The 17,456-nt window shown below is 72.2% G+C and carries 18 protein-coding genes and 1 tRNA gene; 10 read left to right on the top strand and 9 right to left on the bottom strand.

Annotated elements, in window-relative coordinates; all coding sequences use genetic code 11:
• Positions 1–4: 4 nt before the first annotated feature.
• The 3 genes from JNW98_RS02270 (at position 5) to JNW98_RS02260 (ending at position 1,807) form a co-directional block, all read left to right on the top strand.
• Positions 5–463: a phage holin family protein gene (locus JNW98_RS02270; RefSeq protein WP_223766330.1), complete on the top strand. Its 459-nt coding sequence runs from the start codon at positions 5–7 to the stop codon at positions 461–463.
• Positions 460–1,458, top strand: a complete 999-nt coding sequence (locus JNW98_RS02265) for an alpha/beta fold hydrolase (RefSeq protein WP_223766329.1) — start codon at positions 460–462, stop codon at positions 1,456–1,458. Before JNW98_RS02270 ends, JNW98_RS02265 begins: the two co-directional genes overlap by 4 nt.
• 130 nt (positions 1,459–1,588) lie before the next feature.
• Positions 1,589–1,807, top strand: coding sequence for a hypothetical protein (locus JNW98_RS02260; protein WP_223766328.1), 219 nt, complete (start codon positions 1,589–1,591; stop codon positions 1,805–1,807).
• Between the two features lie 165 nt (positions 1,808–1,972).
• On the opposite strand, the gene JNW98_RS02255 is transcribed toward JNW98_RS02260, so the two are convergent.
• The 3 genes from JNW98_RS02255 to nth form a co-directional block, all read right to left on the bottom strand.
• On the bottom strand, positions 1,973–3,172 hold the full coding sequence (locus JNW98_RS02255) for a MarP family serine protease (RefSeq protein ID WP_223766327.1): 1,200 nt from the start codon (positions 3,170–3,172) through the stop codon (positions 1,973–1,975).
• Between the two features lie 86 nt (positions 3,173–3,258).
• Positions 3,259–3,951, bottom strand: coding sequence for an NUDIX hydrolase (locus JNW98_RS02250; protein ID WP_223766326.1), 693 nt, complete (start codon positions 3,949–3,951; stop codon positions 3,259–3,261).
• Positions 3,952–4,068: 117 nt separating this feature from the next.
• Positions 4,069–4,950 carry an endonuclease III gene (nth, locus tag JNW98_RS02245; RefSeq protein WP_372459148.1) on the bottom strand — a complete coding sequence of 294 codons (882 nt, stop codon included), beginning with the start codon at positions 4,948–4,950 and terminating at the stop codon, positions 4,069–4,071.
• A gap of 454 nt (positions 4,951–5,404) precedes the next feature.
• Between nth and JNW98_RS02240 the strand changes: the two genes are divergently transcribed.
• Positions 5,405–6,079 (top strand): Crp/Fnr family transcriptional regulator, encoded by a 675-nt coding sequence (locus JNW98_RS02240; protein WP_004939715.1) that lies wholly within the window; start codon positions 5,405–5,407, stop codon positions 6,077–6,079.
• Between the two features lie 98 nt (positions 6,080–6,177).
• On the opposite strand, the gene JNW98_RS02235 is transcribed toward JNW98_RS02240, so the two are convergent.
• The 4 genes from JNW98_RS02235 to sp36 form a co-directional block, all read right to left on the bottom strand.
• Positions 6,178–7,020, bottom strand: coding sequence for an MBL fold metallo-hydrolase (locus JNW98_RS02235; protein WP_223766325.1), 843 nt, complete (start codon positions 7,018–7,020; stop codon positions 6,178–6,180).
• The gene (locus JNW98_RS02230) at positions 7,017–7,982 is read right to left on the bottom strand and encodes an NUDIX hydrolase (RefSeq protein ID WP_223766324.1); all 966 of its coding nucleotides are present in this window, start codon (positions 7,980–7,982) and stop codon (positions 7,017–7,019) included. The genes JNW98_RS02235 and JNW98_RS02230 overlap by 4 nt, the downstream gene beginning before the upstream one ends.
• Before the next feature lie 185 nt (positions 7,983–8,167).
• Positions 8,168–8,632 (bottom strand): RidA family protein, encoded by a 465-nt coding sequence (locus JNW98_RS02225; protein ID WP_223766323.1) that lies wholly within the window; start codon positions 8,630–8,632, stop codon positions 8,168–8,170.
• A complete protein-coding gene (sp36, locus tag JNW98_RS02220; RefSeq protein ID WP_003967454.1) occupies positions 8,629–8,787 on the bottom strand; it encodes a Sp36 family protein in 159 nt (52 codons plus the stop codon). Before sp36 ends, JNW98_RS02225 begins: the two co-directional genes overlap by 4 nt.
• Positions 8,788–8,858: 71 nt before the next feature.
• Here sp36 and bagA point away from each other — a divergent pair, with 71 nt between their 5' ends.
• Together bagA and bagB are read left to right on the top strand one after the other, a co-directional pair.
• Positions 8,859–9,935 (top strand): ATPase BagA, encoded by a 1,077-nt coding sequence (gene bagA, locus JNW98_RS02215; RefSeq protein WP_223766322.1) that lies wholly within the window; start codon positions 8,859–8,861, stop codon positions 9,933–9,935.
• Positions 9,932–11,716 carry an ATPase BagB gene (gene bagB, locus JNW98_RS02210; RefSeq protein WP_223766321.1) on the top strand — a complete coding sequence of 595 codons (1,785 nt, stop codon included), beginning with the start codon at positions 9,932–9,934 and terminating at the stop codon, positions 11,714–11,716. The genes bagA and bagB overlap by 4 nt, the downstream gene beginning before the upstream one ends.
• 147 nt (positions 11,717–11,863) lie before the next feature.
• On the opposite strand, the gene JNW98_RS02205 is transcribed toward bagB, so the two are convergent.
• Complete coding sequence (locus tag JNW98_RS02205) at positions 11,864–12,199, bottom strand: WhiB family transcriptional regulator (RefSeq protein ID WP_004939680.1); 336 nt, start codon at positions 12,197–12,199, stop codon at positions 11,864–11,866.
• Between the two features lie 384 nt (positions 12,200–12,583).
• Here JNW98_RS02205 and JNW98_RS02200 point away from each other — a divergent pair, with 384 nt between their 5' ends.
• Positions 12,584–14,749: a transglycosylase domain-containing protein gene (locus tag JNW98_RS02200; protein ID WP_223766320.1), complete on the top strand. Its 2,166-nt coding sequence runs from the start codon at positions 12,584–12,586 to the stop codon at positions 14,747–14,749.
• Positions 14,750–14,824: 75 nt separating this feature from the next.
• On the opposite strand, the gene JNW98_RS02195 is transcribed toward JNW98_RS02200, so the two are convergent.
• Positions 14,825–15,286, bottom strand: coding sequence for a GatB/YqeY domain-containing protein (locus JNW98_RS02195; protein ID WP_223766319.1), 462 nt, complete (start codon positions 15,284–15,286; stop codon positions 14,825–14,827).
• A gap of 154 nt (positions 15,287–15,440) precedes the next feature.
• Here JNW98_RS02195 and JNW98_RS02190 point away from each other — a divergent pair, with 154 nt between their 5' ends.
• From JNW98_RS02190 to JNW98_RS02180, 3 genes are all read left to right on the top strand, one after another.
• Positions 15,441–16,370: a metallophosphoesterase gene (locus JNW98_RS02190; protein WP_223766318.1), complete on the top strand. Its 930-nt coding sequence runs from the start codon at positions 15,441–15,443 to the stop codon at positions 16,368–16,370.
• A 148-nt stretch (positions 16,371–16,518) separates the two neighbouring features.
• Positions 16,519–16,592, top strand: a tRNA-Pro gene (locus JNW98_RS02185).
• A gap of 262 nt (positions 16,593–16,854) precedes the next feature.
• Positions 16,855–17,373: a hypothetical protein gene (locus tag JNW98_RS02180; RefSeq protein WP_223766317.1), complete on the top strand. Its 519-nt coding sequence runs from the start codon at positions 16,855–16,857 to the stop codon at positions 17,371–17,373.
• Positions 17,374–17,456: the final 83 nt, after the last annotated feature.

Below are 17,456 nucleotides of genomic sequence, written 5' to 3'. Positions count from 1 at the left end.
AGCGATGAGCGCAGCCGACGACGGTGCCGAACGCAGCCTCGGCCAGCTGGTGGCGACGGCCACCGCGGAGCTGTCCGCGCTGGTGCACGACGAGATCGCACTGGCCAAGGCCGAACTGCGGGAGGACGCCAAGCGGGTCGGCGTGGGCGGTGGCGCGATCGCCGCGGCGGGGGTCCTGGCGCTCTTCTCGCTGCCGGTGCTGAGCTTCGCCGCGGCGTACGGCATCCACAACCTGGGGCTGGGGCTCGCCTGGTCGTTCCTGATCACGGGCGGCGCCTTCCTGGTGCTGGCGGGTCTGCTGGGGCTGCTGGCGATCAGCAAGCTGAAGAAGATCAGCAAGCCGGAGCGGACCATGGCGTCGGCCAAGGAGACGGCGGCCGTCCTGAGCACGGTCAAGCCGCACCCCCGTCCTTTGACGGACACGCGCTCCGCGGACGCATCTGTGACACGCTCGTCCGTATGACGGTGCCCGATACCTCCGCAGCGCCCGCGTCTCCCGAACCCGCCAAGGCTCCGGCCCAGGCGGCGCCGGCGGTCTCCGCCGCGTCGCCGACGGCGGTGGTGCGCCCGGACGGGCCCTGGACGCACCGGGAGGTCGCGGCGAACGGGGCGCGGTTCCACATCGCCGAGATGGGCGAGGGGCCGCTGGTGCTGCTGCTGCACGGCTTCCCGCAGTTCTGGTGGACGTGGCGAAACCAGCTGACCGCGCTGGCGGAGGCCGGGTTCCGGGCGGTCGCGATGGACCTGCGCGGGGTGGGCGGCAGCGACCGGACGCCCCGGGGCTACGATCCGGCCAACCTCGCCCTGGACATCACCGGGGTGGTCCGTTCGCTGGGCGAGCCGGACGCGGCCCTGGTCGGCCACGACCTCGGCGGGTACCTGGCGTGGACGGCGGCCGTGATGCGGCCGCAGCTGGTGCGGCGGCTGGTGGTGTCGTCGATGCCGCACCCCAGGCGGTGGCGGTCGGCGATGCTCACCGACCCGCAGCAGACCGCCGCCGGGTCGTACGTCTGGGGCTTCCAGCGGCCGTGGATCCCGGAGCGCAGGCTGGTCGCGGACGACGCGACGCTGGTCGGCCGGCTGATCCGGGACTGGTCGGGGCCGCGGCAGCCGGAGGACGAGACGGTCGACGTGTACCGGCGGGCGATGACGATCCCGTCGACGGCGCACTGCTCGGTCGAGCCTTACCGGTGGATGGTGCGGTCGATGGCGCGGCCGGACGGCATCCAGTTCAACCGGCGGATGAAGCGGCCGGTGCGCGTCCCGACGCTGCACGTCCACGGATCGCTCGATCCGGTGATGCGGACCCGCAGCGCGGCGGGGTCGGGCGAGTACGTGGAGGCTCCCTACCGTTGGCGGCTCTTCGAGGGCCTCGGGCACTTCCCGCACGAAGAGGACCCGGCGGCGTTCTCGGCGGAGCTGATCGGCTGGTTGAAGGACCCCGAGCCCGACCGGTAGCGGGGACGGCCTGGGGCAGCGGAGGAACCACTCGAACGGTTGGCCGACGAACGGTCATTGCCCCGTGCATAGGCCAATTGCCCACCGCGACGGCGATTACCGACCTTCCACCCCGGGCACAGGACCGGGTATGGGCTGGACGCACGACCATCGCGACCTGACTCAGCAGCGCGGCGCCGATGACGATGCCGCGGTGACTGTGGTGACCGAAGCACCCGAGAGGGTCGAGGGAGCACACGGCTTCCTCACGCCCGGGGACGGTGCCGACCCCCAACTCGGGATCCCGCGCATCATCCGGCGCCGCGCGCGCTGGGTGTCGGCGCGGCTGCGCCATCCCCGCGGGCGCTGATCACCGGGCCTCGGCCCGGCTCCCCGTGGCGCGGGGGGCTCGCGCCCATAGCGCGGCCCCCGCCTTCACGCCCCCGTCGCACCCTCTGAGGGCGCTCTTGCGCCCCCGGACCGGCCGCTTCCGCGGGGCGGGCCCAGAGCGCCGGGCGGGTCGGCGCGGGGCGGGTCAGAGCGCGCACCCCTGGGTGTCGGCGCGTTCCACGGCCGTACGCCCCTCCGCGACGTCCTCCTGGACCTCGTCCGCCGTCAGGGCGTACCCCGTGTCCGCGTCGTCGAGCGACTTGGCGAAGACCACGCCGTAGACCCGCCCGTCCGGCGTGAGCAGCGGACCGCCGGAGTTGCCCTGCCGCACGGTCGCGTACAGCGAATAGACGTCGCGCCGGACGTAGCCGCGGTGGTAGATGTCCGGGCCGTTGGCGTCGACGCGGCTGCGGATGCGGGCGGACCGGACGTCGTAGGCGCCGTTCTCCGGGAAGCCGGCGACGATGGCGCTCATGCCGCTCTCCGCCTCGGCGCGGGCGAAACGCAGCTCGGGGGCGCGGAGCCCGGGGACCTGGAGGACGGCGATGTCGCGCTTCCAGTCGTAGAGCACCACCTTGGCGTCGAGGAGCCGCCCTCGCCCGCCCACCTGCACGGTCGGGTCCGTCACCCCGCCGACGACGTGGGCGTTGGTCATCACCCGCTGCGGCGCGAAGACGAAGCCGCTGCCCTCCAGGACCTTGCCGCAGCCCGGCGCGTTGCCGACCACCTTCACGACGCTCCGCTGTGCCTCGGCGGCGACGGCGCTGCCCGAGAGCGCGGGATCGGGGGCCGGGACGGAGGTGATCGGCTCGGTCGAGAAGGGCGCGAAGACCTGCGGGAAGCCGTTCTGGGCGAGGGCCGTGCTGAAGTCCGCGAACCAGGTGTTGGCCTGTGCGGGGACCACCCGGGCCACGCCGAGCAGCACCTTCGAGGTGCGGACCTCCTTGCCGAGCGTCGGCAGCGACGTCCCCGCCAGGGCCGAGCCGATCACCCAGGCGACCAACAGCATCGCCACCACGTTGACCAGCGCCCCGCCCGTCGCGTCCAGGGCGCGGGCCGGGGACCAGGTGATGTGGCGGCGCAGCCGGTTCCCCAGGTGGGTGGTGGCCGCCTGGCCCACCGAGGCGCAGACGATGACGATGACTACCGCGGCGATGGCCGCCGGGGTGCCCGGGGTGCGGTCCCCGGTCGCGCTGTCCCAGATCGCGGGCAGCGCGTAGAGGGCGGCCAGGCCGCCGCCGAGGAAGCCGATCACCGAGAGCACGCCGACCACGAACCCCTGGCGGTAACCGATGACCGCGAACCAGGCGGCGGCCAGCAGCAGCACGATGTCCAGAACGTTCACCGAAGGGTGCCTCGCATTGCGGTCGACGTCGGTGGCGGGCCGTAGGGGGATGCGTAGGAGCGGGGTCCGGGCCGCCGCGGGCGCGGTCAGGCGGTCCGGTCGAGCAGCACCTCCCGGCCGGCGTCCCAGGGCCGCTCCCAGCCCGCGTAGTGCAGGATGCGGTCGATCACCCCGGCGGTGAAGCCCCAGACCGTCGCCGAACCCACGTGGAAGACGGGGCCGCGGTGACCGCTGGGGTGGACGGCGGTGGCCCGGTTCGCCGGGTCGGTGAGCTCGGCGACGGGGACGGTGAAGACCCGCGCGGTCTCCGCGGGGTCGACCGGGCCGACCGGGCTGGGCTCGCGCCACCAGCCGAGAACCGGCGTCACGACGAACCCGCTCACCGGAATGTAGAGGTCCGGCAGCACCCCGAAGACCTGGACGCCCGAGGGGTTCAGGCCGGTCTCCTCCTCCGCCTCGCGCAGCGCCGCCCGGACCAGGCCGCCGTCGGCCGGCTCGCCGTCCTCCGGGTCGAGGGCGCCCCCGGGGAACGACGCCTGGCCGGCGTGCGAGCGCAGCGTGCCGGAGCGTTCGAGAAGCAGCAGCTCGGGGCCGTCCTGCCCCTCGCCGAAGAGGACCAGCACCGCGGAGAGGCGCCCTCCGGTCTCCGGCGGCAGAAAGCGGCTCAGCTGGTGCGGCTCGACGGTCGTCAGGAAGCGCGCCACCGGTTCCAGCCACTCGGGCAGCCCCTCGGCGGTCACGGTGATCTCACGGCTGTCCCGGCCGTACGTGCTCCTCATGCGCTTCCCCAATGTTCCCGACGATCTTCCCGGCCGTTGCCGGGCGTTCCCTGGTCTTCTCGTGGAAATCCGCGTCTTCTCGTGGAATCCGCGCCGTGCCCCCGCGCGGCGGCACCCTCACTCGGCTCCCAGCGGGGGCGCGGGCGGGCCCGGGAAGTCCGGCGGGGGCTTCAGCCGCTGGCCCGGCAGGCCGCCCTTCTCGTACTTGAGCAACTTCCGCGCCTTCTCCGGGTCGGTCTCGCCCTCGCCGTACGCGGGGCAGAGCGGGGCGATCGGGCAGGCGCCGCAGGCGGGCTTGCGCGAGTGGCAGATGCGGCGGCCGTGGAAGATGACGCGGTGCGAGAGCATCGTCCAGTCGCTCTTCGGGAAGAGCGCGCAGACCTCGGCCTCGATCTTCTCCGGGTCGGTCTCCGCCGTCCAGCGCCAGCGGCGGACGAGCCGCTGGAAGTGCGTGTCGACCGTTATGCCGGGGACGCCGAAGGCGTTGCCCAGCACCACGTTGGCCGTCTTGCGCCCGACGCCGGGGAGCGTGACGAGATCCTGGAGGCGGCCGGGCACCTCGCCGTCGAAGCGGTCGCGGAGGGCGGCGGAGAGCCCGAGCAGGGACCGGGCCTTCGCGCGGAAGAAGCCCGTCGGGCGGATCAGCTGCTCCAGCCGCTCCGGGTCGGCCGCCGCCATGTCCTCCGGGGTGGGGTACGCCTCGAAGAGGGCCGGGGTGGTCTGGTTCACGCGCAGGTCGGTGGTCTGGGCGGAGAGAACCGTGGCCACGAGGAGCTGGAAGGAGTTCTCGAAGTCCAGCTCGGGGTGGGCGTAGGGGTACACCTCGGCGAGCTCGCGGTTGATCCGCCGGGCGCGCCGGACGAGCGCGGTACGCGACTCCGGACGGGCGCCGCCGCCGGCGGACTCGGCACCGGGGGCCTTCCCGGCCGCCGCGGCCTTTTTGGCGGGCGCCTTCGCGGCGGGTGTCTTCTTGGCAGGCGTCTTCTTGGCGGCGGGCACCTTCTTCTCGGCAGCCTTCTTCGTGGGAGCCTCCTTCGCGGCGGTCTTCTTCGCCCCCGCCGGCGGCGCCCCCCGTTCGGCCGACAGCGCCGTCTCCGACTTCCCGTCAGCCTTCTCGCCCACTGTCTCACCGGCCCCTCTCCGGGCCCGCGGTTTGGCGGCATTTGCGTCTTTTGCGGATTTCACCGCGGGCTGTTCGCCCACAGCGGAATCACGGGTCGAGGTCACCCTCCCGGCCCCCTTGCCCTGTGCTCTCACCGGCGTATTGGACACCCGGCCAGACTAAAGCCCGGCACTGACATCCGCCCCGGGCGCGGGAAAAGCACAGCCCAATCGGACCCCTGCCGTAGGGCTTCCGGCGACGATGCGCCACACTTGTGTTTGATCACACAGTTTTACCGACGGGCATCATGGGGACCACGGTCCTCTGTGCATGTCGACAAGGAGAGAACTCGTGGACGACGTTCTGCGGCGCGCCCCGCTCTTCGCGGCGCTCGATGACGAGCAGGCCGCTGAGCTGCGCGCCTCCATGGGCGAGGTCACTCTCGCGAGGGGCGACGCCCTGTTCCACGAAGGCGACCCGGGCGACCGCCTCTACGTGGTGACCGAGGGCAAGGTGAAGCTCCACCGCACCTCCCCCGACGGCCGCGAGAACATGCTCGCCGTCCTGGGCCCGGGCGAGCTGATCGGCGAACTGTCCCTCTTCGACCCCGGGCCGCGGACCGCCACCGCGACCGCCCTCACCGAGGTCAAGCTCCTCGGCCTGGGCCACGGCGACCTCCAGCCCTGGCTGAACGCCCGCCCGGAGGTGGCCACCGCCCTGCTGCGCGCCGTCGCGCGCCGCCTGCGCCGCACCAACGACTCCATGTCGGACCTCGTCTTCTCGGACGTCCCCGGCCGCGTCGCCAAGGCGCTGCTGGACCTGTCGCGCCGGTTCGGCGTGCAGTCCGAGGAGGGCATCCACGTGGTGCACGACCTCACCCAGGAGGAGCTGGCGCAGCTCGTGGGCGCCTCCCGCGAGACGGTCAACAAGGCGCTCGCCGACTTCGCCGGCCGCGGCTGGCTCCGCCTGGAGGCGCGCGCAGTGATCCTGCTGGACGTCGAGCGACTGGCCAAGCGGTCCCGCTGACCTCGCGGGCGCCGAGCCGCGCCCGCCCGTAGGAGGGTCCCGTTCCGGCGGGGCCCTCCTACGGCGTGCTCGGGCGCTTGTCTCGCGGCTCCGAGCCGCTAGATCAGCCCGTGCTCGCCCAGGTAGTCCAGCTGCGCCCGGACCGACAGCTCCGCCGCCGGCCACACGGCGCGGTCCACGTCCGCGTACACGTGCGCCACGACCTCGGCGGGGGTGCGGTGCCCCGCCTCGACGGCGGTCTCCACCTGGGCGAGGCGCTTGGCGCGGTGGGCCAGGTAGTACTCCAGGACGCCCCGCGCGTCGTCCAGTACGGGGCCGTGGGCGGGCAGGACCGTCCGTACGTCCTCCTCGACCGCCAGCGTCCGCAGGCGGCGCAGCGAGTCGAGGTAGTCGCCGAGCCGTCCGTCGGGGTGCGCCACGACCGTGGTGCCCCGGCCGAGCACGGTGTCGCCGGTGATCAGGGCCCGGTCCGCGGGCAGGTGGAGGCAGACGGAGTCGGCCGTGTGGCCGGGCGCGGGGACGACCCGCAGCTCCAGGCCGCCGACGGTGATGACGTCGCCCGCGGCCAGTCCCCCTCCGCCGCCCACGCGCAGGGCCGGGTCCACGGCCCGCACCGGCGCGCCCGTCAGCTCGGCGAAGCGCTCGGCGCCGCCGGAGTGGTCGAGATGCCCGTGCGTGAGCAGGGCCAGGACGATCCGCCGTCCCGACTCCTCGGCCGCCGCGATGACGGCCCGCAGGTGGGACTCGTCCAGCGGGCCGGGGTCGACCACCACCGCCTCGTCGGACCCTGGCTCGGCCAGCAGCCAGGTGTTGGTGCCGTCGAGCGTCATCGCGGACGGGTTGGGCGCGAGGACGCAGGTCGCGCGCGGGGTGGCGGAACCGGCCGGGCTGCCCGCGCGCGGGCGCCCCGGCGGCTCGGCGGGTACGGCTGCGTACGTCATGCGTCGGCTCCCGAGGTCGAGGTCGCTGGGGTGTGCGGAGGGTCCTGCGGACGGGAGGCGAGGTGCTTGGTGAACTCCTCGTGCCCGGGCCAGCTCAGCACGATCTCTTCCCCGACGAGCCGGGCCTGTGCGAGCACCGGGGTGAGATCCCGCTCACGGGCCGCCGCCAGCACCCCGGGCACGTTCCCGTACGGCAGCAGCGCGCGGAGTGTCGAGACGGTGGGCGGCATCATCAGCAGCTCGCCGCGGTCGTATCCGGCGACGGCCTCGGCGGGGCGGATCCAGACGGCGCGGTCGGCCTCGGTCGAGACGCCGGCGGTGCGCTGCCCTTCGGGCAGGGCCGCCACGAAGAACCAGGTGTCGTACCGCCGGGGTTCGAACTCCGGGGTGATCCAGCGCGCCCAGCCGCCCAGCAGGTCGCTGCGGAGCAGCAGCCCACGCCGTTCCAGGAAGTCGCCGAACGACAGCTCGTGTCCGGCGAGCGCGGCCCGGTCGGCCTCCCAGTCCTCGCCCGTGGTGTCCGCGACGACCGTGGCCGGATCCGGCCCGGCGAGCAGCACGCCCGCCTCCTCGAAGGTCTCGCGGACGGCCGCGCAGACGACCGCCTGCGCCACCGCCGGTTCGACGCCGAGCCGAGCGGCCCACTCCCGCGGCGAGGGCCCCGCCCACGGCAGGTTCCGCTCGTCGCGGGGGTCGACGGCGCCGCCCGGATAGGCGTACGCGCCGCCCGCGAAAGCCATGGAGGCGCGTCGGCGCAGCATGTGCACGGCCGGTACGCCGTCGGCGTCCGTCCGCAGCAGCAGGACGGTGGACGCGCGCCGGGGCGGTACGGGTTCGAGCTCGCCGTGCGCGAGCCGCCTGATCCGGTCGGGCCACTCGGGCGGATACCACTGGCCGTTCGTCCGGCCGCCCTCGCGATCGTTCGCTCCGTCGCCGTCCGTCCGGCCGCTCGTCGTCACCATGGCCGGATGCTATGCGCTGGTGCGCGGATGTTCGAGGGGGCGCGGAAGGCCCGCGGCGATCGACGCCACGGGCCTCCGGCAGGCCGGAACTCGGCACGGCGCGGCGGCACTCGGACCGCCTCCGCCGCGCACCCGGCCCCGGTCCGGCAGCGGACGGATCCCACCGCCCCGGACCCGGACGGACGTCAGCCCGCGACCTCCACCTGGAGCTCGACCTCGACCGGCGCGTCCAGCGGCAGCACCGCGACACCCACCGCGGACCGCGCGTGCACGCCCTTGTCGCCGAGGACCTCGCCCAGCAGCTCGCTGGCGCCGTTCAGCACACCGGGCTGGCCGGTGAAGTCGGGGGCGGAGGCGACGAAGCCCACCACCTTCACGACCCGGACGATCCGGTCCAGGTCGCCGACGACCGACTTCACGGCGGCCAGGGCGTTCAGCGCGCAGACGCCCGCCAGCTCCTTGGCCTGCTCGGGGCTGACCTCGGCGCCGACCTTGCCCGTGACGGGAATGGACCCCTTCACCATGGGCAGTTGGCCCGCGGTGAAGACGTACGCGCCACTGCGCACGGCCGGCTGGTAGGCGGCCAGCGGAGGCACGACCTCCGGCAGGGTCAGGCCGAGCTCCGCGAGCCTGTCCTCGACGGCACTCACGCCTTTTCCCGCTTCAGGTACGCCACGAGCTGCTCGGGGTTGTTCGGGCCGGGAACGACCTGGACGAGCTCCCACCCGTCCTCGCCCCAGGTGTCCAGAATCTGCTTGGTCGCGTGCACCAGAAGCGGCACGGTCGCGTATTCCCACTTGGTCATGGCCCGACTGTAATGCCTCACACTGACAGCCTCGTGCGTAGCCCGCGCGGCGACTGGTTAGGCTCCGCATCATGAGCAGGCTCCATGTCGTCAGTGGCAAGGGCGGAACCGGCAAGACCACCGTCGCCGCCGCTCTCGCCCTCGCCCTCGCGGCCGAGGGAAAACGCGCACTGCTGGTCGAGGTCGAGGGCCGGCAGGGCATCGCCCAGCTCTTCGAGACGGAGGCGCTTCCCTACGAGGAACGCAAGATCGCGGTCGCACCCGGCGGGGGCGAGGTGTACGCGCTGGCGATCGACGCCGAGCGCGCCCTCCTCGACTACCTCCACATGTTCTACAAGCTCGGCAGCGCAGGCCGCGCCCTGAAGAAGCTCGGCGCGATCGACTTCGCGACGACCATCGCCCCCGGCCTGCGGGACGTCCTGCTGACCGGCAAGGCGTGCGAGGCCGTGCGCCGGAAGGACCGTGCGGGCGGCTTCGTCTACGACCACGTCGTGATGGACGCCCCGCCGACCGGCCGCATCACCCGCTTCCTCAACGTCAACGACGAGGTGGCGGGCCTGGCCCGGATCGGTCCGATCCACAACCAGGCGCAGGCCGTGATGCGCGTCCTCAAGTCGCCGCAGACGGCGGTGCACCTGGTGACGCTGCTGGAGGAGATGCCGGTCCAGGAGACGGTGGACGGCGTGGCGGAGCTGCGGGCCGCGGGGCTGCCGGTCGGGGGCGTGGTCATCAACATGGTGCGTCCCGAGGTCCTCGACGAGGCCGCAGTCGAGGAGGCCGCGAACGGCCGGCGCGACGCCGTCGCCGCGGCCCTCGCCGAGGCCCTGGCCCGGACGTCGTCCGGCAGCGGCGGCCGGGCTGGCGCGGCGGGCACCCTGGTCGGGCCGCTGCTCGACGAGGCGCGCGAGCACACCGGGCGCCTGGCGCTCGAACGCCTCGGCCGCGCCCGCCTGGCCAAACTCGCCCTGCCCACCAGCGAACTGGCGCTGCTGGGCGACGGCGTGGACCTGGCCGGCCTGTACCGCATGGCGCGTGCGCTGCGGGAACAGGACATCGTCCGGCGGGACGGCGCGGGGCGGCGGATCGCCGCGTCGCAGGACGGCACGTCGCACGACGGCACGAGCCGAACGACCGAGGGGGCCCAGTGAGCCTGGACAGGACGACCGCGCTCGACATCGACCCCATCCTGGACGACCGCCGTACCAGGATCGTCGTGTGCTGCGGTTCCGGCGGGGTCGGCAAGACGACGACCGCCGCCGCGCTGGGCCTGCGGGCGGCGGAGCGCGGCCGGCGGGTGGTCGTGCTCACCATCGACCCGGCGCGCCGGCTCGCGCAGTCGATGGGCATCGAGGAACTGGACAACGTGCCGCGCCGGGTCCCCGGCGTCGACGCCGCCGCCGGCGGCGAACTGCACGCCATGATGCTCGACATGAAGCGGACCTTCGACGAGATCGTCGAGGCGCACGCCGACAAGGAGCGCGCCCGGGCGATCCTGGAGAACCCCTTCTACCAGTCGCTGTCGGCCGGCTTCGCCGGTACGCAGGAGTACATGGCCATGGAGAAGCTCGGCCAGCTCCGCTCCCGCGACGAGTGGGACCTGATCGTCGTCGACACCCCGCCGAGCCGTTCGGCGCTGGACTTCCTGGACGCGCCGAGCCGGCTGGGGTCGTTCCTGGACGGCAAGCTCATCAAGCTGCTGATGGCCCCGGCGAAGATCGGCGGACGGGCCGGGATGAAGTTCCTGGGCGTCGGCATGTCGGTGATGAGCGGCCCCCTGAACAAACTGATGGGTGCCCAACTGCTCCGTGACGTACAGACCTTCGTGGCGGCGATGGACACGATGTTCGGCGGTTTCCGTACGCGTGCCGATGCCACGTACCGCCTGCTGCAGGCCCCGGGGACGGCGTTCCTCGTCGTCGCCGCACCCGAGCGGGACGCGCTGCGGGAGGCCGCCTACTTCGTCCAGCGGCTGGCCGCCGAGCGAATGCCGCTGGCAGGACTGGTGCTCAACCGGGTGCACGGCAGCGGTGCCGCGCGCCTCTCCGCCGAGCGCGCGCTCGCGGCGGCCGAGGCGTTGGCCGAGTCATCGGCCGAGTCGTCTGCCGGCGAGACCGGCGGACCGGCCGAGCCCGTGCGGTCCCCGGCGCACGCGGGTGGCACCGCGACGGCGGATTACACAGAAAATCTTGCCGGTTCCGGCATTGTGGATCGTGGCAGCGGGCAAGCTGGGACACGTACCGCTGACGACCCTGGCACCGTCACTCCCCTCGACACATCCTCTCCCGAGAGCGGCTTCCCCCAGCCCGTGTCACCCGGAGTGCCCACGGTGTCGGCAGACTCCGCGGCACCGTCAGGAACAGCAGCTTCGGCAGCGCCGGCACCATCGGGATCCGCATCCGCGCCCTCGTCCTCATCAGCGAGCGCGGACGCGGATTCCGTCGGTGCCGCACGCGGCGTCGCCGCTGGTACCGCATCCGCTACCGGCGATTCCGATACCTGCGATGCGGAAGCCCCGGATTCCGCCGGGGTGGAAGCGTCGGGCTCCGCTGCCGAGGGTGCCGCTCCGGCGGGTGGTGCTGCGGCTGGTGGTGCTGCGCTCTCCGCCGAGGGGCTCGCCGCGGGGCTCCTGCGCCTGCACGCGGAGCGCATGCGGGTGCTCGCGCGCGAGCGGCGTACCCGTGACCGCTTCACCGCGCTGCACCCGGACGTCCCGGTGGCCGAGGTGCCGGCGCTCCCCGGTGACGTCCACGACCTTTCCGGGCTGCGGGCCATCGGCGACCGGCTGGCCGGGCAGGAGGAGTCGGCAGCGGGTGAGGTGACCGAGGGTGCCGTACCGCCCCAGCAAGGAATAGGCCGGCAGGGGACGGGCCGGGCGGACCAAGCGGACCTGAACCAGGCGGGCCTGAACCAAGCGGGCCGGACGGAATAGCCGCGACCACGGCGAGCTGGACGGGCCGGGTCCGACGGGGTCCGGGCCGGACGGAGTGGTGAAACGGAGCGTCCGGAGGGAACGGCCGGAGGGATTGGAAGGCCCGCGTGTGGAGCCGGGTAGTCCGGTCCACCGCCGCCGATCGGCCTACCCGGCCGCGGCGTACGCGTCGTACTCCTCCTCGCCCAGCGGCAGGAGGCCGGCGCCGCGCTCATACTCCGTGCGGGCGGTCTCCAGCAGCCTGCGCCAGGACGTGACCGTCGGCCGGCGCCGGAGCAACGCCCGCCGCTCGCGCTCGGTCATCCCGCCCCAGACGCCGAACTCGACGCGGTTGTCGAGCGCGTCGGCCAGGCACTCGGTGCGGACCGGACACCCGGTGCAGACCGCCTTGGCCCTGTTCTGCGCTGCGCCCTGAACGAACAGTTCATCCGGATCGGTAGTGCGGCAGGCAGCCTGCGCACTCCAGTCGGTTACCCAGCCCATGCTGGCGCCGTCCTCTCCCGAATTGAGGCTCCCCCACGGCGGCAGCGGCATATTCACCGTTGCCAGTTGAGGACGTTACGGAAGCAGGACAGGGGGCAACACCCCCTTCGGGCCCAATCTTGAATGGCCCGAACGGACTATGCGTACGCGGCAGATCACCCAACGGAGTGACCTGACGACATCAGTGACATTCCTGTGCAGACAGGGACACTTCACTCTTCTCGCACAGGACAGTCAGCAACACATGCGGCAATACGGACACACCTCATCACCTACAGGAGTGAAGGCACGGGTGATGCTGAAGAAGCCGCAGTGGCTGGCGTAAAACAGCGTAGGCGAACACACGGGCGTCTGTCCGCCGAATGAGAACGTAGGCTTTCCTTCATGGCTATGAAGCGCTCGGGCGGGGGGGCCTCTTCGGGGGCCCAGCAGGCCGCCAAGTTCCTCGGCGTCAGCGTCCTCTCCGGAGTTCTGCTGGCCGGTCTGGCCCTGCCGGCCGTCGGCGCGTTCGGGCTGGCGGCCAAGGGGACGGTGGAAGGGTTCGACGAACTCCCCGCCAACCTCAAGACGCCCCCGCTGAGCCAGCGCACGATCATCCTCGACTCCGAAGGCGGGGAGATAGCCAAGGTCTACTCCCGCGACCGCACGGTCGTCCCGCTGAGCCGGATCTCCCCGTACATGCAGAAGGCGATCGTGGCCATCGAGGACGCGCGCTTCTACGAGCACGGCGCGGTCGACCTCAAGGGCGTGCTCCGCGCCCTCAACCGCAACGCGCAGAGCGGCGGGGTCTCGGAGGGCGCGTCCACCCTCACCCAGCAGTACGTCAAGAACGTCTTCATCGAGGAGGCCGGCGACGACCCGGACAAGGTCGCCGTCGCCACGCAGCAGACCATCGGCCGCAAGGTCAAGGAGCTGAAGTACGCCATCCAGGTCGAGAAGGAGCTGGGCAAGCAGCGCATCCTCGCCAACTACCTGAACATCACCTTCTTCGGGCAGCAGGCGTACGGCGTCGAGGCTGCCTCCCAGCGCTACTTCAGCAAGCACGCCAAGGACCTCACCCTCGGCGAGTCGGCGCTGCTGGCCGGCATCGTCCAGTCGCCCAGCCGTTTCGACCCGGTCAACGCGCCGAAGGAAGCCGCGAAGCGGCGGAACCTGGTCCTCCAGCGGATGGCCGACCTGAAGAACATCACCCCCGCGCAGCTGGCCGCCGAGAAGGCCAAGCCGATCAAGCTCAACGTCAGCCGCCCCAAGAGCGGCTGCATCACCGCCGTCAACGGCGCCGGATTCTTCTGCGACTACGTCCGCCAGACCTTCCTCCAGGACCCCGCCTTCGGCAAGACGAAGGAGGCCCGCGCCAAGCGGTGGAACGAGGGCGGGATGACGATCCGCACCACCCTCGACCCGCAGACGCAGAAGTCGGTGCAGAAGTCGATCAGCGAGCACGTCTACCAGAGCGACACGGTGGCCACGGCGATCTCGATCGTGGAGCCGGGGTCGGGCAAGGTGCTCGGCATGGGCCAGTCGAAGCCGTACGGCTTCGGCAAGAACCAGACCCAGATCAACCTGTCGACCAACTTCTCCCAGGGCGGGTCCACCGGCTTCCAGCCCGGCTCGACCTTCAAGCCGATCATCGCGGCCGCCGCCCTGGAGGAGGGCAAGTCGGCCAACCAGTCGTACTCCTCCCCGTTCTCGATGTCCTACCCGGACGAGGTGGAGACCTGCGGCACCTCCTGGAAGAACGGCGGCGAGTCGCTCACCAACGAGAACAAGAGCGAGGCCGGCCCGTACGGCATGGCGGAGGCGACGGCGAAGTCGGTCAACACCTACTTCGTCCAGTTGCTCGGTGACATCGGGCTCTGCCCGGTGCAGAAGATGACCGAGAAGCTCGGCCTCAAGCGGGCCGACGGCAGGAAGTTCGAGGCCGTCCCGTCGATCGCGCTGGGCTCCCAGCCGATGTCCCCGCTGAGCATGGCCTCCGCCTATGCGGCCTTCGCCAACCGCGGCACCTACTGCACGCCGGTCGTCGTCTCCTCCGCGCTCGGCCCGAACGGCAAGCCGCTGAACGTGCCGAAGTCGAACTGCTCCCGGGCCATGTCCGAGGAGACCGCCCAGACGATCAGCACCCTGCTGAAGGGCGTCGTCGAGGACGGCACGGGCAAGGAGGCCGGCCTCGGCGGCCGCGACAGCGCGGGCAAGACCGGTACGACGGACGGCCGCAAGGCGGCGTGGTTCGTCGGCTACACCCCCAACATGGCCGGGGCCGTCTGGGTCGGCGGAGCGGGCGAGACCCAGGTCTCGATGGAGGACATCACCATCGGCGGCGTCTACCACGCCCAGGTCTACGGCGGTGACACCCCGGGCCCGATCTGGCGGGACGCCATGAACGGCGCCCTGGAAGACAGGTCCGCGCCGACCTTCGACATGGTGCCCGGCATCGACACCGGTGACTCCGACAAGAAGGAGAAGGGCAAGAAGGGCGGCGGCTCCGGGCGGAAGGGCAACAAGCCCGGGAAGACGGGGAAGAACGGGAAGCCCGGCCGCGGGCACTGAAACAAGGAGGGGCCTGCCGGACCGCGCTCGCGGTCCGGCAGGCCCCTCCTTGTTTACTCCTTCTCGCTCCCGCGTTTACGAAAGCTGCCGCTTGACCTCGGCGGAGACCCGGCCGCCCTCGGCGCGGTTGCCGACCTTGGGCTTGACGACCTTCATCACGGCGCCCATGGCCTTCGGCCCCTCGGCCCCGCCGGCCTTCGCCTCGGCCACGGCCTCGGCGACGAGCGCGGTGAGCTCCTCGTCCGACAGCTGCTGCGGGAGGTAGCCGGCGAGTACCTCGCCCTCCGCCCGCTCCCGCTCGGCGGAGTCTGCACGGCCACCCTTCGCGAACGCGTCCGCGGCCTCCCGGCGCTTCTTCGCCTCGCGCGTGATCACCTTCAGGACCTCGTCGTCGGAGAGCTCACGGGCCTGCTTGCCCGCGGTCTCCTCGTAACCGATGGCCGAGAGGGTGAGACGGAGCGTGGCGGAGCGCAGCTCGTCGCGCGCCTTGATGGCGGCCGTGAGGTCGTCCTGGAGCTTTGCCTTGAGCGTGGTCATGCCGCAATCTTCGCATCCCACCCCCGCCCGCGCCCCGTATTAACGACACCCCCGGCCGACGCCCCCGGCCCCCGCGGCCGCCCGGGCCCCACAACTCCCCCTCGCCACCGGGCCCGTGGCACGGCCGGCCCCCGCCGTCTGCGACCATGGCCGTATGCGCGCGCGATACGCAGTACCCCTGGGAATCACAGCAGTCGGCGCGGCGGGCATCGCCTACGCCGCCGGCTTCGAAGTCCGCTCCTTCCGGCTGCGGCGGGTGACCGTACCCGTCCTGCCGCCCGGTATGCGGCCGCTGCGGGTGCTGCAGGTCTCGGACATCCACATGGTGAGCGGGCAGCGCAAGAAGCAGCGCTGGCTGCAGTCCCTCGCCGGGCTGCGCCCCGACTTCGTGATCAACACCGGGGACAACCTCTCCGACCCGGAGGGCGTTCCCGAGACCCTGGACGCGCTGGGCCCGCTGATGCAGTTCCCCGGCGCCTACGTCTTCGGCTCGAACGACTACTACGGGCCCAAGCTGCGGAACCCTGCCCGCTACCTCTTCGAGCGGGCCAGCGGACGGCACGGCCTCAACGGCAACGCGCCGGCCGTCGGCGTGATCCACAACCCCTGGGAGGGACTGCGGGACGCCTTCGACAAGGCCGGCTGGGTCAACCTCACCAACACCCGGGGTCACCTGAAGATCGGCAGCAACGAGATCGCGCTCACCGGGCTCGACGACCCGCACATCAAGCGCGACCGGTACGACGCCGTCCAAGGCGGTCCGGTCCAGGACGCCGACTTCTCCCTCGCCGTCGTCCACGCTCCCTACCTGCGCGTTCTCGACGCCTTCACGGCCGACGGCTACCCCTTGATCCTCGCCGGTCACACGCACGGCGGCCAGCTCTGCATCCCCTTCTACGGGGCGCTGGTCACCAACTGCGACATCGACCCCGACCGGGTCAAGGGCCTCTCCGCCCACCGCGCGGGCGGGCACCGCTCGTACCTCCACGTCTCGGCGGGCTGCGGCACCAACCGCTACACCCCCGTCCGCTTCGCCTGCCCCCCCGAGGCCACCCTCCTCACCCTCACCCCGCGCGACGCCTGACCGCACCCCGCGCCGGCCCGGGTCCGGGGCCGCCCGCCTCGCAGCACAGCGGCGGCCCCCTCGGCTCCCCTCCACCCCCCACCTGCACCTCCCCGAGAACCGGATTTCGTCTCCCGGCTCCCGTCCGCTAAAGTAGAGCTCGTTGCAGCGGGGTGTAGCGCAGCTTGGCAGCGCGCTTCGTTCGGGACGAAGAGGTCGTGGGTTCAAATCCCGCCACCCCGACTTGGTTGCACAGGCCGGAGCCCTGATCCACAGAGTGGATCGGGGCTCCGGCTTTTTCGTGTCTTCCGTCAGCGGTCACCGGACGGGGCGAGGGTGGGGTTGTGATGCGGATCACTTGAGGTTGAGCATCGTGGGCCAGCTTCAGCGTGGGTGCCGGGGGCGCGTCAACCCGTGGGTTGAGATGGGTCTCCGCCCGGGTTCCACCCGGTGGTCAACCCGGGGGCCGACGATCGGGAAGGCCGATCCGAGCAGGCTTATTCCTGTGAACACCACCGATTACATCGTCAACGCGATCCTCGTCCTCCTCGTCGTGCGGCAGGCCCGCGGCAGCCGTCTGAGCCTGTCCAACCTGGTGCTGCCGGTCGTGCTGGTCAGTGCCACCGCCGTGTACTACCTGCGCGAGGTGCCGACGGCCGGGAACGATCTCGTGCTGGAGCTGGTGCTGGCCGGCGCGGGGGTGGTGCTGGGGGTGTTCTGCGGGCTCACGACGCGGCTCTGGCGCGGGGCCGACGGGGTGTACGCCAAGGCGGGGCCGGCCGCCGCGGCGTTCTGGGTCTTCGGCATGGCGTTCCGGATGGGCTTCGTCTTCGCCGACGAGCACGGCGCGGGCGACGCCATAGCCGGCTTCAGCCGGACGCACGAGATCACCTCGGCCCAGGCATGGGTGGCGGCCTTCGTCCTGATGGCGCTCTCCGAGGCGGTGGCCCGACTGGTGGTGATCCGGTACCGGGGTTACCGGCTGTCCTCCTCCACGACCGCGAACCACTCGGTGACTGCGTGAACGTCGCACGTCAGAGGCTGGGCTCGCGCTTCGCGGGCCCGGCCGCGCCTATGCTGTCCGACATGAGTTCGACGCCGCCCGGC

Source organism: Streptomyces huiliensis (assembly GCF_020037025.1).
Taxonomy (GTDB): Bacteria; Actinomycetota; Actinomycetes; order Streptomycetales; family Streptomycetaceae; genus Streptomyces; species Streptomyces huiliensis.
This window is presented reverse-complemented; position numbering and strand designations above follow the sequence as displayed.

Excerpts from the sequence above, each read along its gene's own strand:
- JNW98_RS02270 (WP_223766330.1), top strand. The coding sequence starts at position 5 with ATGAGCGCAGCCGACGACGGTGCCGAACGCAGCCTCGGCCAGCTGGTG.
- JNW98_RS02265 (WP_223766329.1), top strand. The coding sequence starts at position 460 with ATGACGGTGCCCGATACCTCCGCAGCGCCCGCGTCTCCCGAACCCGCC.
- JNW98_RS02260 (WP_223766328.1), top strand. The coding sequence starts at position 1,589 with ATGGGCTGGACGCACGACCATCGCGACCTGACTCAGCAGCGCGGCGCC.
- JNW98_RS02250 (WP_223766326.1), bottom strand. The coding sequence starts at position 3,951 with ATGAGGAGCACGTACGGCCGGGACAGCCGTGAGATCACCGTGACCGCC.
- JNW98_RS02235 (WP_223766325.1), bottom strand. The coding sequence starts at position 7,020 with ATGACGTACGCAGCCGTACCCGCCGAGCCGCCGGGGCGCCCGCGCGCG.
- JNW98_RS02230 (WP_223766324.1), bottom strand. The coding sequence starts at position 7,982 with ATGGTGACGACGAGCGGCCGGACGGACGGCGACGGAGCGAACGATCGC.
- sp36 (WP_003967454.1), bottom strand. The coding sequence starts at position 8,787 with ATGACCAAGTGGGAATACGCGACCGTGCCGCTTCTGGTGCACGCGACC.
- bagA (WP_223766322.1), top strand. The coding sequence starts at position 8,859 with ATGAGCAGGCTCCATGTCGTCAGTGGCAAGGGCGGAACCGGCAAGACC.
- JNW98_RS02205 (WP_004939680.1), bottom strand. The coding sequence starts at position 12,199 with ATGGGCTGGGTAACCGACTGGAGTGCGCAGGCTGCCTGCCGCACTACC.
- JNW98_RS02200 (WP_223766320.1), top strand. The coding sequence starts at position 12,584 with ATGGCTATGAAGCGCTCGGGCGGGGGGGCCTCTTCGGGGGCCCAGCAG.
- JNW98_RS02195 (WP_223766319.1), bottom strand. The coding sequence starts at position 15,286 with ATGACCACGCTCAAGGCAAAGCTCCAGGACGACCTCACGGCCGCCATC.
- JNW98_RS02190 (WP_223766318.1), top strand. The coding sequence starts at position 15,441 with ATGCGCGCGCGATACGCAGTACCCCTGGGAATCACAGCAGTCGGCGCG.